This is a genomic window from Vibrio sp. 1F253 (assembly GCF_041439295.1).
GTDB lineage: Bacteria > Pseudomonadota > Gammaproteobacteria > Enterobacterales > Vibrionaceae > Vibrio > Vibrio tasmaniensis_A.
This window is the reverse complement of the sequence record NZ_JBGONU010000020.1, coordinates 1-18217: the sequence shown is the minus strand read 5'-3', so window position 1 is coordinate 18217 and position 18217 is coordinate 1. Positions and strand designations below refer to the sequence as shown.

Annotated in this window: 13 protein-coding genes and 1 pseudogene; 4 read left to right on the top strand and 10 right to left on the bottom strand. The window is 45.4% G+C overall.

The annotated features are described in order from the left end of the window. The first annotated feature begins 161 nt into the window (after positions 1-161). Complete coding sequence (locus tag ACED28_RS11960; protein ID WP_371701110.1) at positions 162-1844, top strand: alkaline phosphatase family protein; 1683 nt, start codon at positions 162-164, stop codon at positions 1842-1844. A 204-nt stretch (positions 1845-2048) separates the two neighbouring features. Here ACED28_RS11960 and ACED28_RS11955 read toward each other — a convergent pair whose 3' ends face one another. The 9 genes from ACED28_RS11955 to ACED28_RS11915 all read right to left on the bottom strand — a co-directional run bounded on the left by ACED28_RS11955 (position 2049) and on the right by ACED28_RS11915 (position 14060). Continuing rightward, on the bottom strand, positions 2049-2954 hold the full coding sequence (locus ACED28_RS11955) for a LysR family transcriptional regulator (RefSeq protein ID WP_009844964.1): 906 nt from the start codon (positions 2952-2954) through the stop codon (positions 2049-2051). A 78-nt stretch (positions 2955-3032) separates the two neighbouring features. Then, positions 3033-4427, bottom strand: coding sequence for a BatD family protein (locus ACED28_RS11950; protein ID WP_371701109.1), 1395 nt, complete (start codon positions 4425-4427; stop codon positions 3033-3035). Further along, entirely contained in the window at positions 4424-6148 is a 1725-nt protein-coding gene (locus tag ACED28_RS11945) for a VWA domain-containing protein (RefSeq protein WP_371709924.1), read from the bottom strand. Before ACED28_RS11945 ends, ACED28_RS11950 begins: the two co-directional genes overlap by 4 nt. Continuing rightward, positions 6141-7220, bottom strand: coding sequence for a VWA domain-containing protein (locus ACED28_RS11940; protein WP_371709923.1), 1080 nt, complete (start codon positions 7218-7220; stop codon positions 6141-6143). Before ACED28_RS11940 ends, ACED28_RS11945 begins: the two co-directional genes overlap by 8 nt. Further along, positions 7213-7773, bottom strand: coding sequence for a DUF4381 domain-containing protein (locus ACED28_RS11935; RefSeq protein ID WP_371709922.1), 561 nt, complete (start codon positions 7771-7773; stop codon positions 7213-7215). Before ACED28_RS11935 ends, ACED28_RS11940 begins: the two co-directional genes overlap by 8 nt. Beyond that, on the bottom strand, positions 7774-8736 hold the full coding sequence (locus tag ACED28_RS11930; protein ID WP_017099368.1) for a DUF58 domain-containing protein: 963 nt from the start codon (positions 8734-8736) through the stop codon (positions 7774-7776). Positions 8737-8748: 12 nt separating this feature from the next. Further along, complete coding sequence (locus ACED28_RS11925; RefSeq protein WP_017099367.1) at positions 8749-9732, bottom strand: MoxR family ATPase; 984 nt, start codon at positions 9730-9732, stop codon at positions 8749-8751. 184 nt (positions 9733-9916) lie between these two features. Further along, entirely contained in the window at positions 9917-12304 is a 2388-nt protein-coding gene (locus ACED28_RS11920) for a tetratricopeptide repeat protein (protein ID WP_371709921.1), read from the bottom strand. Positions 12305-12512: 208 nt separating this feature from the next. Next, complete coding sequence (locus ACED28_RS11915; protein ID WP_029222847.1) at positions 12513-14060, bottom strand: arylsulfatase; 1548 nt, start codon at positions 14058-14060, stop codon at positions 12513-12515. A gap of 346 nt (positions 14061-14406) precedes the next feature. On the opposite strand from ACED28_RS11915, the gene ACED28_RS11910 reads away from it, so the two are divergent. After that, positions 14407-15969: an arylsulfatase gene (locus ACED28_RS11910; protein ID WP_371709920.1), complete on the top strand. Its 1563-nt coding sequence runs from the start codon at positions 14407-14409 to the stop codon at positions 15967-15969. Positions 15970-16258: 289 nt separating this feature from the next. Next, complete coding sequence (locus ACED28_RS11905) at positions 16259-16912, top strand: DUF2057 family protein (protein WP_012600757.1); 654 nt, start codon at positions 16259-16261, stop codon at positions 16910-16912. A gap of 105 nt (positions 16913-17017) precedes the next feature. On the opposite strand, the gene ACED28_RS11900 is transcribed toward ACED28_RS11905, so the two are convergent. Beyond that, positions 17018-17512 carry a GNAT family N-acetyltransferase gene (locus ACED28_RS11900; protein WP_135443728.1) on the bottom strand — a complete coding sequence of 165 codons (495 nt, stop codon included), beginning with the start codon at positions 17510-17512 and terminating at the stop codon, positions 17018-17020. 481 nt (positions 17513-17993) lie between these two features. On the opposite strand from ACED28_RS11900, the pseudogene ACED28_RS11895 reads away from it, so the two are divergent. Further along, a pseudogene (locus ACED28_RS11895) lies at positions 17994-18167 on the top strand (fasciclin domain-containing protein); the annotation flags it as partial. Between the last annotated feature and the right edge of the window lie 50 nt (positions 18168-18217).

Sequence of the window (18217 nt, the reverse complement as noted above, 5' to 3'; positions counted from 1 at the left end):
TAAAGAATGAACTAACTAAAGGTGCCAACGGTTATGAATCAACAATCTTCACAAGCGATACTAAAATACGACTTGCACTATACACACATTAGAAATTTGACACACGTTAGAAATCTGACCAAACGTTAGAACTCTGCGGCAACGCTGAATAAGGAACTTCTATGCAATACACCAAGCTTTCAGGACTTACACTCGCGTTACTCTGTGCCTTCCCTGTCTCAGCAGCAGAGAAGCCAAATCTAGTCCTTCAAATCACGGTAGATGGCCTGCGCGCAGATCTTATCGAACGATATAAGCACAACTTCGGTGAAGGTGGTTTCCGGTACTTAATGGATGACGGTACTTACTACACCAACGCGAACTATCAACATGGCAACACGGAAACGATCGTGGGCCATGTGTCGCTTGCAACCGGCGCTCCACCGAGCGTACACGGCATGGTAGGTAACGTTTGGTATGACCGTAGCGAAGAACGTTTGGTGTATAACGTAGAAGACGGTAACTACAAAATGTTGACCTCTGGTGCGGGTGTCGATAAAGCAACTGAGATCGACCCAACTCAGAAGACAGCACAAGGTGATGGGCGATCTCCAGAGCCTATACTTGCCACCACGTTTGGTGACGAGCTGACAATTTCCAATAGTGGCAAATCAAAAGTGTTCGGTGTATCCGTGAAAGACCGCGGCGCAATCTCATTGGCGGGACACAGTGGTAAAGCCTTCTGGTTCTCCAAAGCGCAATCTGAGTTTGTCACCAGCAACTATTACTACGACGAGTATCCAGATTGGGTATCACGTTGGAACGAGAAAGCGATTGCTGCAGAGTACTCGAAACAGAAATGGGAGCTCTCATTACCACGTGAAAACTACACGCTGCAAGAGCACGATACCGAACACAAAGTGAAACTCGGTGATTTCCAACGCACCTTCCCTCACCCTTATGGCCCCGCGAGTTACAAGTACTACAGCACAACGCTAACCGTTAGCCCGGCTGGCGATGAAATCACAGAAAACTTTGCAAGCACACTGTTGATGCAAGAGAAGCTAGGTCAAGGTGACGTGACCGATTACCTGTCTGTAAGTTTTTCATCAAACGACTACGTGGTGCACTTATACGGCCCTGAAAGCCTAGAGACAGAAGACAACCTCATTCGACTCGATAAGACGATCGCCAAGCTTCTTAAAACCGTTGATCACCAAGTCGGACTAAAGAATACACTAATTGTGTTGTCTGCCGACCACGGTGTACCTGAATCTTCACCTGCGGCAAATGCGCTTGGCTTCAATCAAGCTCAATACTTCAATAAAGACACACTGCTCTCGAGTGGCGTAGAGCAAAGGTTGAAGGATGAGTTTGGTTTATCCAAAGACGCAATACGCTTGTACGCACAGCCTTATATTTATCTGAATCACGATTTAATCGCAGAGAAGAAACTTGACCTAGCTAAAGTACAGGAAGCGATCGCCGATGAAATAGCGAAAGTGAAGGGAGTGGCGTTTGCCGTATCAAGCAGTGATATCGCGGCAAACCGAGTACCTGATACTCATGTAATGCAGCTCATTAAGAACAACTACCACCCAGCTCGTTCTGGCGATGTGTATGTGGTATTTGCTCCACGTAGCTACATTAACGACATGGAAGGCCTTCAAATAGCCTCGACTCATGGCTCGCCATGGAAGTACGATACACATGTCCCTGTCATCTTCGCAGGCTACGACGTTGAAGCTCAGAAAATCTCGCGTCCAGTCACGCCATACGACATTGCACCAACGCTTTCGAACAAACTGGGTATCACTCAACCAAGTGGTTCAATTGGAGAAGTTCTGCAAGAAATTACCGAATAATAGATGTCATTGAGGTTTATTAGTTTTAATGTCGAAACCCACACCAAGTAAAAGAGCCACTTATCAATTCAGACTGACTCAGTCAAAACAGATAAGCGGCTCTTTTTGATTGCCTGTAGTTAGGTCGAAATCCAATCAACGTATGTCAGTGCTGGGAATAACGGCTATTCGCACAAACATTTTCCATTAATCGCCCTTTAGAGGCTAACTTGATATGTCTTTTGCTGCCGCTTTGATCTTAGCGCGCAACCACTTGTGGCTAGGTTCATTAGTGCGACTCGGGTGCCAAATCATACACATATCGAGGTCTTCCAATTCGAATGGTAGTGGTAGTGTTTTAACCGAGTACTTTTCAGAAAAACAACGCACCGATGACATAGGTAACACTCCGATGTAATCAGAGCCCTCAATAACTGGCAGCATCTCAACAACACCCGCAGCGCGATAGACTATTCTGCGCTTTTCAAGGTCACTGTAGTGTTCAGAACTCAATAAGCTTTTACGTGCATGCCAACGAGATACAACCACATGCTCAACTGATAGGAACTGCTCCATATCAATCGTATCACCAATCGTAGGATGGTCTTTGCGGCACACCACCACCAGTTCCTCTTTAGAGATCACCTCATGCTTGAGCATGGTTCTTCCTTTAGGTGTCATATCGATAATAACATCGTGTCTTTGAAGCCTTAAATCAGACTCGTAATCTTCCGTAAATAGAGGGTGAACTTCTAACGCGATACCAGGTGCAACTTGGCTGATTAACTGCATCACTCTTGGCATCATTTCGTAGCTCGCCGCCGAGACGCAGGCAATTGAATACACGCGCCCTGAAGTTTTGGGGTCGAAATCTCTTGATGCGGATAAGGTAGAAGTGAAATTTTTAAGCGCAGCGGCCATTGCCGGATAGATATCAATAGCGAATGTGGTTGGCTCTACGCCTGATGTGGTACGGTGAAACAGTGGCTCGTCATAGATATCTCGCAACCGTGCAAGCGCTTTGCTCACAGCAGGTTGGCTTATATCCATGCGATTAGCAGCCCTAGATAAGTTCTGCTCTTCATAGATAGCAACAAATATAGGAATTAAATTGAGTTCGGTGCTTTTCATACAGTTCCATATTAAAGAAGCAGGTCCCCTATAGTAGAGAGCCTGCCGATTTTGTTCGATGCGAATAACTAAAGTTTGCTACTTAGTTCTATCTTTTAAGTTTGGCAAGGCTTTAGGGATTTTCAAGCGGTCGAAAATTGAACGAGAATTGCTTGAGTTTGATGTGTCATTGGGTAAGTTACGTAACCCTCTCCACAAACGAGTAAATACGTTTTTGTCTTCTCGCCCTTGTTGGAGGGATTCACTGTCTTCCACCCAACGTTTTTGTCCATTCAAATTACCAAGTTGCGCTTTACCCAGTTTCGCTTTATTCAGTTCTAGCTGAGAAGTTTGGTTTCGTAATTGACGATAGATAAAGGTTCTCAATGCGGGCCAATTATTTTGCTTAAGCAAACGACGCAATACCAACCAACTTGGTGTTGGTCGATTTTTGTAATAGCGCTTCGCCGTAACGAATAACATGCCACATAACACCACTGCCAAACCAACGCTTATAAAGATCGACATGTAAGCCTTGATGAAAGATCGGAGCGTATGTTTTGCTTCAAACACCTCGCCTTTTATCACCACGCTCTCAAGACGCTGATTTTTGCTGTCCCACCACTGGAATGTGAACTCCGGTAAGGTAAATTCACCACCTTGCTGAATCACATAAACCGTCTCTTCAATTCTACTGGACCGATAGTCACCACGTTCTTGTGTGTCATCTAAACGATTAGGCTGAGGGTAAGCTTGATATTGCTGAGTCGATTCATTGGTCAACACATTGGGAAGTAACACCGACAAACTGTCTTTCGCTTTGATCGTCACGGTTCGCGTAACCGCATCACCCACTTTTAAGTCTTCGCTCGAACGTTGCCATTGCTGCTCAACATCCACGTCTGTCGCTGAAAACCAAGGCGATTCATCGCTTAACAAACCAGACGGTAATGAGGCTTCAAACTTAATCGGCTGCGTGTAAAGCGTGCCGCCAACGTTTGAGCCATCAGGTGCTGACACTTGAATACGAACAGGCACTGTAGGAATCACAAACTCGCCAGAAGTCATCGGATAAAGCGTCACTTCCCAACGTTGACGTGACCATGTTGTGCCACCCACTCGCTCTGTGTAGTTCGTCGCGAGTTGGTTGCGCTGCTTAGCAATAACATTGGGGATTTCGATGCTGCCAATTCGCGTACCACCCGTTAGCCAGCGAGGGGTCGCCACCTCAATATTCAGAATCACTTGCTCATTAACGCTGACTTTCGCTGGCGTTATCTTATCGCCTGACTTCGGTTTGTCTCCAACCCAAGCGATCAGTTCAACATCACCACTCTTCTGCAGATCATAGATATCCGTCGCAGAAGCAAGTGTAGGGAAAACAGTGCTAATCAATAGAACCATCGACACAAGCAAGGTCTTGGTTAGTTTAAAGGATTCTGAGCGCCCTACCTTTACTTGAATCAATTCAAGAGCTAAATCATGTCGACTCATTGGGTTTGCTCCTGTTTTGGCGTCTGTTCTTGTTTTCGCATCTGCTCGATCGAAGGCGCAGGATCTCTTAACTGAATTTGGAATTTGGATTTCAAGAAGAACTTAGGATCGGCTTCTACTCGCTTCAACCACTTGTCGGCAAGCTCTTGGCTACCCAAAATCTCATTCGCGTTAAGTGTTTCCTTAAGCATCAATTCCGCTACCGTTTCCTCTTCTGCACCATCACCCGTGCGCGGCTGGTCGTCATCTAATTCTAAAGATTCTTCAGGGCCATCAGTTGTGCCTGATTGGCTTTCACTGGTGCGATTAACCTCTTCGACAATGCCACTAAGCACAGCAAGATTGTTCTCCACATCCGTTCTTAGTTCTGGTGACAGACCCTCTTTCTCGCTTAATGACTTCAAAAGGTCTCGCGCGGCAAGGTATTCTCGCTGTCGAGCTAAAGCACTCGCGGCGTTATACAAACCATAATCGGTTTTGGTTTGTAAAAAGGCACTGTGAGCTAACTTAAAATCACGAGCATAGTAGTAAGCCGCGCCCTTTCGCATTGGGTCAGTAAAATGTTTTGCCGCTTCAAGGTATTCCTTCTGGTTCAACAGGCGTTGACCTTGCTGGTCGGGCGTTAACCATAAATCCCACCACCATTGGGCTGTTTTATCCCAAACCGTAACCGACTCCACCACAACGGGTTTCTCAGCGGTTAAGTTGACTGTTTTCGCCAAAGTGTCTGGTGAATACATGCTACCTGTAATCAGCACGCCAACAACACACCACTGAACCAACCACCCTTTTCTGAACCACAACAACATAATGATAGCCATTGGAATAAGCAGCCCGTATCCCATGTCTTTCCAAGGCATTGAAGACTCACCGTTGAGTTGCATGTTTCTTTCAACCGCGTTGTTGAGCTGTTGGATATCCGAATCATCAACGGTCACTTCGATCAGTCGTCCACCTGTCTTACTCGCCAAATTGCGTAATGAATCGAGGTCGACAGGATTATCGCTCACCACATTACTGTTTCCTGCGGCTAGAATAAGCAACTGATACGGGTTGTCGTTAAAGAAACTCTCGAACGCTCTGATGGTACTTGGATTTACACCATCCGATACCAACAACACTGACGAACCTAGCTCACCAGACAATTGCTGATTTATGAGTGGCAGTGCTTCTTCTGCTGACTTACCTGATACCGGCATGATGTCGGGTGTGATAGCCGCTAGAAACGGTTCGAATACCTTGCTGTCTTGAGTCACAGGCATCGCGACGTGTGCGCTGCCTGCGTAAACCACTAAGCCCGTATTACCGCCCTTGCGCGCTGCTAATAAGTCTCTAATTTTCTGTTTAGAGCGTTCCAAGCGACTCGGTGGTAAGTCTTTCGCCAGCATGGATTCGCTGTTATCAAGCACCACTAACATCGACGCTTTGTCTTCCCCAAAAGGTGAAGCCTCACGCTGCCATGTTGGGCCCGAACAAATAATGATGGCGATAGTTACAATCACCACCAATAGCTTCAATGGCAGCTGCTTACGCCAGCCTGTTTCGCCAATCGTCAAGGCATCACGTAAATGCACGGGAAGAATATCTTTCCACGTCGGCTTAGTTTCTTCTCTCCAACGAACCCATAACAAGAAGAACATCGGAATAAAAGCCAATAACCACAATGGTCGAATAAAGTGAAACTGAGTAAAGAACTGTTGCAACATGAGAGAATCAGGCATCGTTCTCTCCTTTCAAATTTTTATTTGAAGAAACCAAAAGTGCTCTTCTACGAATTGTCGCCAAGCTAAAAGCAGTCAAATACATCACAATAACAATGGCCATCAAGTAATGATGTAACCCCTGTTTAGGACGATAAGTCGTACTCTCATACAGCTGAGGCTCTAGCTCACCGATTTGAGCGTAGGCTTTAGTCAGCTCATCGCGGTTGAGCGCTTCAAATGCTTCGCCACCAGACTCTTGAGCCACTCGTTTGATGATTCCCATATCCAAAGCCACTTCACCAACGGTTTGTGGGTCACCCAGGGCGATCACGTGAATACGAACGCCTTTCGCCTTCGCAACTTTGGCTGCATCAATCGGTTCAACAAAGCTTCCCGTATCATTACCGTCGGTTAGTACGATCACGACCTTCTCTTTTTCGTTGGCATCAACACTTGAATCTTGAACGGCAGCACTTTGCTTTTCGCTTTGTTCAAACACCTTAATCGCCAAGCCAATTGCATCACCTAAGTGCGTGCTTTGCCCTGCCATAGCGACATCGGTTTGATTAAGCAGTTCAAGCCACACATCTTGGTCAGCTGTAAACGGTGTTTGTACAAACGCTGCATCACCAAAAAGAATCAAACCGAGTCGATCCCCTTTTCGGGTAGTCGCAAAATCAGCCAGCACTTCTTTGGTCGCATCTAAACGAGAGATTTTATCGCCTTGCTGAGAGGTAAAATCTTGCTCCGCCATTGAGCCGGATAAATCGACCACCACCATCACATCACGACCCAATTGTTCACGAATTTGTGGCTCACCAAGAATGGTTGGTTTCGCTAACGCACACACGACCAATACCCAAGTAATAATGAGCGTGGTCCGTTGCCACCAGCTTGGTGTTAACTGGCTGGCACCTTGTGACGGTGCTTCGCCAATCGCTTCAACCAATTCTCGAAAAAATGGCACCTTAATAGCCATTTGCTTAGTTCGGTAAGCTGGCACGGCAAAGTAGACTAACAACGGCAAAGGCAGCGCGATAAACCATAGCGGGTGCGCAAATTCAAAGCTGGCAGATAAAACATCAAACATTGTCTTGCCCCTCAGCCATTACCTGTACATTCGGTTTTGTTTGTACATCGGGTTTATGAAGCTTTAGCCACATCATCGCAGTTTGAATCACCTCTAAACGCTGTTCAAAGCTCAAACGTACTTTAGGGTCAATTAGGCTCTGCATCCATAACCCCGAAACTTCATCGGCAAAGAACGCATTGCTGTTTTCACTGGTGTTAGCGCTAACAGACAGGTAAGCGTTCAAGCGATTGACATAAGCTTGGCCAAACAGCTTGGCATTGCTGCTGTCTAGGTAACGGAGTACCACTTTCAGTACCTTGAAGGTTCGTTCGGTTGAGTTTTTGTCTCTCGCATCCAATACCATGAGCTCTTTAAGCGCTTCTTTACGATAACGGTTATTCCACCATCTCTGCGCCAAGCGATAAGCCAGATAGATAGCGACCAATAACAGAATGACGCCAAGGATCTTCCAGCCAATAGTTTGCGGCATCCAGCTCACGCTCTCGGGAATGGCGACATCGTGCAGATCGCGAAGGATATAAGTACTTGGAGGCGTATGTTCAACGGCCATCTAACGCCCTCCCACCAGCTTTTGAAGCTGAGAAATATGAGTTCCAGACGTATCTAATTCGATATAAGGGAGGTTTTTCATCGCCATTAATTTAGCAAGGGACTGTTTCTGGAGTGCCGCCTTTTGAGCAAGGCTTTCACTTGCGAGGTTAACCTTAGATTGGCTATCCAGATTAAGTTGAAAGCGACCATCACCCACCACCCAATTTGCGCTTGCGAGATCTTGAGGTAATGATTGTTCCAATGGGTCTGTGACCATTATGGCCAAGATATCGTTGTGTTGCTGTAACTGCTTTAGTCGGTCTAGATGTTGTTCTTGGCAGTCGCGCCAATCGCTAATAAAGATTAAGGTCGACTGCTTTAATCTCATTCGTTTTATCAGTTCAATCCATTGACTGAACCCGACTCCTTCGCTGTCACTCACACTCACGTCTAAGCTTTGATTTGCTTTAGTAAGGTGCTTTAACTGAGCCAGTAAATCAGACTGTGAACGCTGTGCTTTGGTGTGGAAGAGTTTTTGATGAGAAGCTAAAACAAAGCCAACACGGTCACCATCTTTCAGGACTCGCCATCCACACAATGCCGCGACTTCGGCCGCAACAACTGATTTCATGGTGTTTTGAGAAGCAAAGAACATCGAACTGCGCTGATCGACACAGATGATTACATTTCGGTCTTTCTCTTCGGTATAGCTACGAACATGAGGCTTACCCGTTCGCATCGTGACTTTCCAATCGAGATTACGAATATCATCACCAAGTTGGTAGTGACGTAATTCCTCAAAATTCAAACCACGACCACGAAACAGGGAATTATGTCGACCCGACAGCACACTGCCCGCCTTTAGATGAGGCAACAGAGAAAACGACTCAGCTTGAGCCTGAATTCGCACTAACCTTGAATAATCACAGTACAATCGTGGATCAAGACCTTGCGATTTGGGAGCTTGTGTTGGCTTCGCCATGACGCCCCCTAGTTATCCGATCTCAACATTATCAAGCAGTTCTTCAACCACTCTTTGATGGTCAATACCATCGGCCAATGCATCGTAAGACAACGAGAATCGGTGGCCTAATACGGTCGGCAACATGGCACGCACATCGTCCAACGTGACGTGGTCACGCCCTTGCAACCACGCATAAGCGCGAGCGCATTTATCCAATGAAATAGAAGCACGCGGGCTTGAGCCAATCTCAATCCACTTTGATAGGTTTGATTCTGGGTAACGCTCTGGCTTACGAGTCGCCATCACCAAAGCCACAATGTAGTTCTCAACTAAATCGGAAACGGCAATATCTGGAAGTTGGCGGCGAGCTTCAAGTACCAACTCAGGTTCAATATGCTGTGGGGTGACTAATTCTGAACTCGTCTCGCTACCGAGTTCCTCACTGCGCACAAGTCGAATGATGTCGCGTTCAGCTTCATCTTCTGGATAGTCGACCGTCACTTTCATAATGAAACGGTCCATTTGTGCTTCAGGGAGTGGATACGTACCTTCTTGCTCTACTGGGTTTTGAGTGGCTAGCACCATGAATAGATCTGGCAGAATATGAGTTTGACCACCAACCGTAATCGTCCCTTCCGCCATGGCTTCAAGCAGAGCCGCTTGTACCTTTGCGGGCGCACGGTTCACTTCATCGGCCAGAACGATGCTATTAAAAATAGGACCCGGTTGGAAATGCAGCTGAGGCTTGCCATCAAGCTCTTGATACACTTCTGTACCGGTTACATCTGATGGCAGCAGGTCAGGCGTAAACTGAATTCGACCAAAACTGGTGTTCAGTAGGTTCGCCAGCGATTTCACTGAACGAGTTTTCGCTGTACCGGGAAGTCCCTCTAAAAGCACATGCCCATTAGTCAATAACCCTATCACCAGAGCCCGAACGACGTGGCTCTGACCGATAACACTTTTCTCTGTTTGTTCAATCAGTTGGTTTATTGCTTGTTGTGCATGGTTCATAGGTCTTCCCTTAATTCAATCTGGCTGCGTACATCCTACTCACAAGCCCCATAACTATTAGTTATACACGTGATAATTGTTCATCAGCGCGATAAATTATAAACGTGATAATTGCTCATAAGCGCGATAATTGGTTACAAGCGGAATAAGCAGCAAGCACAATAGCCAAACTCACCTCATCGCTTTATTCAAACTTAGCTTTCAATTGGTTAATGGCCTCCGGCGGTGCCACTTTGCTCAGTGATGAAATACATTGCTCAAACGCCTTTGGTACGCCCGGTATATGGCTGTTTCGCGCCAACACTTCACACTGGGCATACAAGTGCTGTGGGTTGCGGCTAAATTGGTAAGCCTTGTGCAGTGATTGACTTGCCGCAAGCACATCCGATTTCTCCAAAGCCAATCCGTACACATACCAATATTGTGGGTCGGTTTGTGCAGTTTCAGCAGCTTGTTTAAGGTACTCCGTTGCTTGTTCGTAATCTTTTACACGAAGCAGAGATAACCCTGTGCTGTATGGCAAAACACTCGATTTAGGCTGAGCTTCAATACCTTGCTTCAAGGTCGACAACGCTTTTGCTTCGTTACCTTGCGCTCGATACAAATCCGCCAAGTTGGCGTAGCTGTTTTCGAAGTAAGGCTCAATCTCGATAGCACCTTGATAGAACTCAATCGCTTTATCGTGCTGACCTAAATCTCGGTAAACGTTGCCTAGGTTAGTACGTCCAAATCCTCTATCGGCATTAAATTGCTGTATCTCAATGTACTCTTCCAATGCAGGCTTGATTTGGTCTTTCTGCAGAGGATTCATTTCTCCCCAATAACGTACCAATGCACCTGCGGTTTCTGAACGAATCGATAATACAGGGTCTTTCAGTAGCGGCTCTAGAATCTGCCAACGGTCAGTGAATGGGAAACCAGACGAGCCTTGCACAACGCCTAAACGGATCATCTCATCATCATGTTTCACCGCTCTTGCTAGCGAGATAAGCGTATTCTTACCCGTATTGCCGCCCAAACGTTCTAAGCTCGATGCACGAATGATATTGCTTAAGCTGGAGTCCTGAGCCGAGTATGCCAACGCATCCTCTGCACCTCGGTGCCCTATTGAGTCAGCATAAAAGGCAACGGCAAAATGCTGCTGATTACGATACTTAGAATCTGGGAACCACTCACCGATTTGCTTATCTGCCCACTGGTCGGTTTGATCTTCATGACAGCTAGTACACACGTTCGGCGTTTTAATGTGTTGGCTAATATCAGGACGCGGGATATGCCAACTGTGGTCGCGTCTTGGGTCGACCTCCATGTAAGTCGTCTCAGGCATGTGACAAGTGGTACATTGTGAAGCTTCGGTATTCGCCTCGTGGAAGGTGTGCTTTTCAGGCGTGTACTCTGATGCAATGTGACATTGGCTACACACAGCTTCTTCGGCAATTTTTAGTTCAGCGGTATGGGGATCGTGGCAGTTAGTACATGTGACGCCTTTTTCAGCCATCACGGATTGAAGGAAAGATCCGTAAACGTAATCTTCATCGTAGATTTGACCATCGTTGTGGTAAAGCTCAGGGGTAATCAAGCTCAAGCGATACTTATCGAAGAAAGACCCGTTCACGTGGTCACCCGTTTCATTTAACTGAGTACGTCGGCTGTGGCATTGAGCACAGGTTTGAACTTGGTTGGTATGGATGATGTCTTTTGGTTGCAGGGTTGAGTTGCCCTCTTGGTAGACCCATTCTTTAACCGACTTCGACAAGTCGCGATCAAAGCCATAATGCGCGGAGGCTTGAACATCCTTTTCGCCATTCGCTTTGGCTAACTGGGCCTGCTCAACGTGCTCACTCGCAGGGCCATGACACGCCTCACAACCAACATTAATCTCCGACCATGTGGTGTTGTAGGTATTACTCGCGCTGTCGTAGTTTTTCTCTAGGTTTGTTGAATGGCAGTCTGCACACATGAAGTTCCAGTTCTGGCCACTGTTGGTCCAGTAAAACTCATCGGTGTTGGTCGTATCAGGGTAAAGATGAAACCAGCGTTGGCCGCCTTCGCCCTCGGTGCGAGAGTCCCAAGCGAAAGGAATCAACTGTACGCGTCCGTCTTCAAACTCAACCATGTACTGTTGCAGAGGTTCAAAGGCGAAGGTATAGCTGATTTTGTAATCTTTGAATTGGCCATCCGGCCCTTCGATGTTGACCCAAAACTCTTCTCCCTTGCGAAAAAAACGGTTGGGCTTTCCTTTATGAGTCACGGTTTGATCGTTGAAATCACCCAAAACGGACTCATCAGTCGCGTGTTTCATCGCCATATCATGATGAGAGCCTTGCCACGCTTCCACTTCTTCGCTGTGACAGTCAACGCATGCTTCAGAACCGACATAAGTAGCCTTGGGAGAGCTGGCATCTAAAGTTCCTGAACCAATAAGCGTAGCTTCAGTGGTCGTTGGAGCTTGTTCATTCGCATACACATTGACACTGAGTGTCGACAACATAGGTAAAGACAACATTGCGGATAATACTGCAACTCGCTGGTGTTTCAATCCGTTCACTAGTGAGCACAACCATGCAGACATAACATTCCTTGTTTTTATACATCCTTATGCTTAATAAGGTAGACGTAAAAACAATGAAATTACAATTATTTAGTGGCAGTGAGCTTGATTGTTGTGACTCATATTCACGACTGGTATTTACTCATCGATATGCGCATAAAAAAAGAGCTCCTAAGAGCTCTTTCGTGTTATCAGTTTTATCAAACTATCAGTTTCAATAAACCAAAGCTTACTTATTATGGTTCTCTTGAAGTTTCTCCATAACCTGATCCAAACTAAAGCTCGCTGCTTTTTGACGTGGTGGATATTCAGCAAAGGTTTCTAAGAACTTGCCAACATACGCTTGTGCAGGAACGAACATATAGGCATGGTCTAACAACCAGTCATAGTAAGTATTCGATGTGATATCTGCGTTTTCGTATGGGTCCATACGGAGGTTAAACAGCTTAGGAAGACGTAACGTTACAAACGGTTCTGCCCAAATTTGCATGGTACCCGTCGCACGCTGCTCCATGAACACCGCTTTCCATTGGTTGTAACGAAGTGCCGCAAGGTCACCGTCATCGGTAAAGTAGAAGATCTCCGAACGACGACCTTTCTCTTCTTCACCGGTTAGGTAAGGAAGGAAGTTGTAGCCATCTAGATGAACTTTAAACGTTTTATCACCCGCAGTATGACCTTTCAGTAGTTTCTCTTTGATCTGATCATCACCAGCAGCTGCAACGAAGGTTGGCATCCAGTCCATGTGGTGCATGATTTCATTTGAAACACTGCCCGGTTCAATCTTTCCTGGCCAACGAACCATTGCTGGTACACGGTATGCGCCTTCCCAGTTGGTGTTTTTCTCACCACGGAACGGCGTTGTACCGGCATCAGGCCAAGAGTTCATGTGTGGACCGTTATCCGTTGAGTAGAAAACGATGGTGTTGTCTTTGATGCCCAACTCATCCACTTGCTTCAATAGTTGTCCAACGTGTCGATCGTGCTCAACCATACCATCAGCGTAATTACTGATGCCGGTTACACCTTTGCTATCTGGCTGCACGTGCGTTCTAAAGTGCATTCTTGTTGCGTTCCACCAAACGAAGAATGGTTTGTCCGCTTTCACTGCGCGATCCATGAAATCAAGTGCCGCGTCTAGTGTTTCTTCATCGACCGTTTCCATACGCTTACGCGTTAGTGGGCCTGTATCTTCAATCTTGCCATCTGCGAATGATTTGATCACACCACGAGGGCCAAATTTCTTACGGAACTCTGGGTCAGTTGGGTAATCTTCATTCTCCGGTTCTTCTTCAGCATTCAGGTGGTAAAGGTTGCCAAAAAATTCGTCAAACCCGTGTGCTGTTGGAAGGAATTCATCTTTATCGCCAAGGTGGTTTTTACCAAATTGACCTGTCATGTACCCCATAGGTTTAAGCATTTCTGCAATCGTTGCATCCTCCGCTTGCAAACCAATGTCTGCTCCTGGAAGGCCTACTTTACTTAAACCCGTTCTAAGAACACTTTGACCCGTGATGAACGTTGAGCGACCTGCGGTACAAGACTGCTCCGCATAATAATCGGTAAACATCATGCCTTCTTTGGCGATGCTATCAATATTTGGAGTGCGGTAACCCATTAAGCCAAATGTGTACGCACTCACATTGGATTGACCAATGTCGTCCCCCCAAATGACCAATATATTTGGCTTTTCTGCTGCAAAAGTGGCGCTAGACGCGGCCATCATTGCTGTACCCAAAATCGCTAATCGACGTTTAGCGCCATACTTCGCTGTCATAGAAACCTCTTCGTAAGTTATTTGCATCCTGCCCTACAACGTATAGTTCATTTTTTACGCATACGCGAGATTACCTAAGCTATTAATATTTTTGTCATTTTCATCGAGATATGGATACAGAAGTCATCGATAAGGTTTACGGCAACAAACATGATAAGGATCACACATACAAACTAAGGGGTTGTTCTGGCAACACACTAGAACTGATATGAATCAATAAGTTAACTAAACATCATAACGATTGGTTATAAGCACTATAAAAGGACGGAACGGAATTTTGAGAATAACATTTGCTCATCGATGTGTTGTTCTAACGCATTAATCTTAAAAGTGAATTGGAGTCCTTATGGGTACTAAAATTAATAAACTAGCATTAGGTGTTGGCTTATTAGCAGCTTCTTCAGCGGCAACAGCAGCAGAAAAACCAAACATTCTTGCTATCTGGGGTGATGACATTGGTGTATTCAACATCAGTGCATACAACAACGGCATGATGGGTTATCAAACACCTAACATCGACCGTATTGCTAACGAAGGCGCACTATTTACTGACCATTACGGTCAACAATCGTGTACTGCTGGCCGTGCTGCATTCCTAACCGGTCAAGAACCTTTCCGTACAGGTCTACTGACTATCGGTATGCCGGGCTCTGACCACGGTATCCCTGATTGGGCTCCAACTATCGCAGACCTTCTTAAAGAACAGGGCTACATGACAGCTCAGTTCGGTAAAAACCACATGGGTGACCAAGATAAGCATCTTCCAACGAACCACGGTTTCGACCAGTTCTTTGGTAACCTTTATCACCTAAATGCGGAAGAAGAGCCGGAAACATACTACTACCCTAAAGACCCAGAGTTCCGTAAGAACTTTGGCCCTCGTGGTGTAATCAAGTCGACTTCTGACGGTAAGATTGAAGATACAGGCCCTATGACGCGTAAGCGAATGGAGCACGCGGATGAAGAGTTCCTAGAAGAATCTTTAGCATTCATGGAAAAAGCAGTGAAAGCTGACAAACCATTCTTCATCTGGCACAACACGACTCGTATGCACGTGTGGACTCGTCTACAAGAGAAGTATCAAGGTAAATCTGGTATCAGCATCTACGCAGACGGCATGCTAGAGCACGATGACCAAGTGGGTATCCTTCTAGACAAACTTGATGAGCTTAAAATCGCAGACAACACGATCGTAATCTACTCTACCGATAACGGTGCAGAGACAGTTTCTTGGCCTGATGGTGGTGCTACTTACTTCCACGGTGAAAAAGGTACAACTTACGAAGGCGGTATGCGTGTTCCTCAGCTAGTTCGCTGGCCTGGTACTATCAAACCGGGAACGAAGATCAACGACATCATGGGCCACCAAGACTGGATCCCGACTCTTCTAGCAGCCGCTGGTGATGATAAAGTGGTTGAGAAACTAGCGTCTGATAAAGGGGCGACTTACAACGGTAAAAACTGGCGTGTACACCTAGATGGTTACAACTTCCTACCTTACTTCCAAGGTAAAGAAGAGCAAGGCCCTCGTGACAGCATGCTTTACTTCTCTGCTAACGCTGAACTAAATGCGGTACGTTGGAATGACTTCAAGATTTCATTCGCTGTTATGGACGGTAACATTGTTGATGCAGTTCGTTTCCAACCAAACTGGCCTCAAGTCGTTCACCTACGTGCTGACCCATTCGAAAAAGCACCACACGAATCAGGCATGTACCTACGCTGGATGGCAGACAATATGTGGCTATTCGTACCAGTAGGCGGCAAAGTACAAGAATTCATGAACACACTACCTGACTACCCAATGCAGCAAAGCCAAGTGTTGAACCCTGGTAACTTCAACCAGAATGCGTACATGCTTCAAGGTAAACTTAAGCAACTAGAAGCGGCAGCAGCGCAAGCTAAATAATTAGCTAAAGCTTAACCAACCCTAGGAAAGCGAAACAAAGCCGTGATAGCTCAAGTGCTATCACGGCTTTTCAGTATATCAACAATGAAAACTGTCCTACATAAGCCTTTAACAAACGAGTGACGAACAAGGTTATCCGCATACATTTACTCGCATAGCCTTGTAGCTCGCCTCGTTTATGACCGTTACGTTAAGATTACGCAAATTTTTTCAAATCCCACGGACATCACTTGAAATACAGAGATATGCGTGCGATTGTATTTTAACTCACCCTAACAACTGTATGATTATGAAGACAATCCAAAGCATTGCCCTACTCTCAGCTATCGTTGCTGCACCTTCAGTATTAGCTGACGTTGAAATCCAAGTTCCATCCAGTGTTGATATTCTAGCGGTTAACGAAGCTAAGCCTGACTTAGACGGCGGCTTATTCTCTTCTCATAAAACACTGACGTTACCAGATGGCCAAAACCAAATCGTATTCCAATATCAACTTGCATTTGATAAAGGTAACGATCGTGAATTCGTAGACAGCGACGCTGTTATCGCAACATTCGATGCGACTGATACCACACTGACTTTCGATCTGCCAAAATACCGCAACACAGCAGAAGCAAAATCTGGGTTTAAAAACTTAGAGTGGAGCCTTGTTGACGAGAACCAGAATGAAATCAGCGTTAAGCAAGACAAGCTAGTTAAAGACGGTATGCAAATTGGACGTAAATACCCTCAAGAAGCAAAAGAATACAACCAGCAAGGCGGCATTGCTGCGCTAGCTATAGGTACAACAGCAGGCGCAACAGCAGCGGTTGTTCAACCTGTAACACTTCCAGCAAAAATTGATGGAAATGCGGCTAACACAGCTGAAGAAATGTTGTATTTTTGGTACGAAAAAGCCGATGCTGAAACGAAGCAGAAATTCAAAGATTACGTGAACAAGTAGATTCGATTACAAACAAGTCTATAAAGTATCTTGTTCAAACCAAAGAAGCTGGCACACTGCCAGCTTCTTTGATTTTATCTAAATAGGACGTTATAGGTGTAAAAATCAACGATAATCAGGTCTAATCCTCGACATCAATAACATATCAATGTATTTCCCGCCTTTGAATGTACTCAGCCTTTTAGTGCCTTCTAACTGAAAACCCACTCGTTTATACAAAGCAATGGCAGCGTTGTTATCGGCATGAACCTCTAGCTCCAGACGAACAAGATTAAGCCAATTATCAGCCTGATTAATCGCTTCTTTCATTAATGCCTTCCCAACCCCTTTGCCGTGTGCATCAGGGTGAATCGCAATCCCTAAGCCAGCACTATGTCGGTCTCTCACCTTAGTCGTCATGAATAAGGTAATGTGCCCAACGACTTTACCTGACACTTCTGCGACTAAAGTGAAATGGTCTGAATGACCAAACAATCGCTCCACTTGATCAGAGCTAAGGAAAGGTTTTTGTGAGGTATTTTCTGATACTGATGAATGACGATAAATATCAAAAATGTCTTGGTTGTCTGTGGTTTCAAGATGTCTAATTTGTATTTCCAAAGTGATTCCTTACTGTCTATTTCTATCCTTAAGCTAATTTTCATATTACGGATAGCAACGAGTAGCTACAACCGTAAGTGACAGAAATAATTGAATAATCGTCATAGCCCATAAAACAGTCGCCACAGCCCATAAATAACAAACTCAAATACTAAAAATGCACCATTGAAGGCCCTCACTCGCCTGTTCATAGAGTAAAGTTCGCTCTCGAAGCAAATAGCTCAAAGGTATAATAATACCAATCGTAGTAAATAACTGTTCACCCTAGCTTGTTAAAAATCTCGATAACGTCGTTAGGTTTTTTGATTGTAGAATAACTACTTATCGAAACTATTTATTGAAAAGAGCAGCCTTGTTCTCAAGCTTTTATCCTGCGCTATTTTTGATCACTTACTTACTGTGATTGGTATAAATTGATCCATCGCTTTGAGCCTTTCGTAATACCTGACGAAAATAACGGACAAACTCAAAGGATTCCAACATGATTAATAAAATTAGCAAGTCTCTATCTCTTCTTGTCGCTGCACTTTTTTTTAGTGCATTCGCTAACGCCAATCATCATGAGATGAAAAAAGATATCGTCGATGTCGCAGTAGGAAATGGCTCTTTCAATACACTTGTAGCTGCTGTTAAAGCGGGTGGACTTGTAGATACTGATCCGCACCAGCAGTTTTGGACACTGAGTTAAGTGAGTACAATCACTAA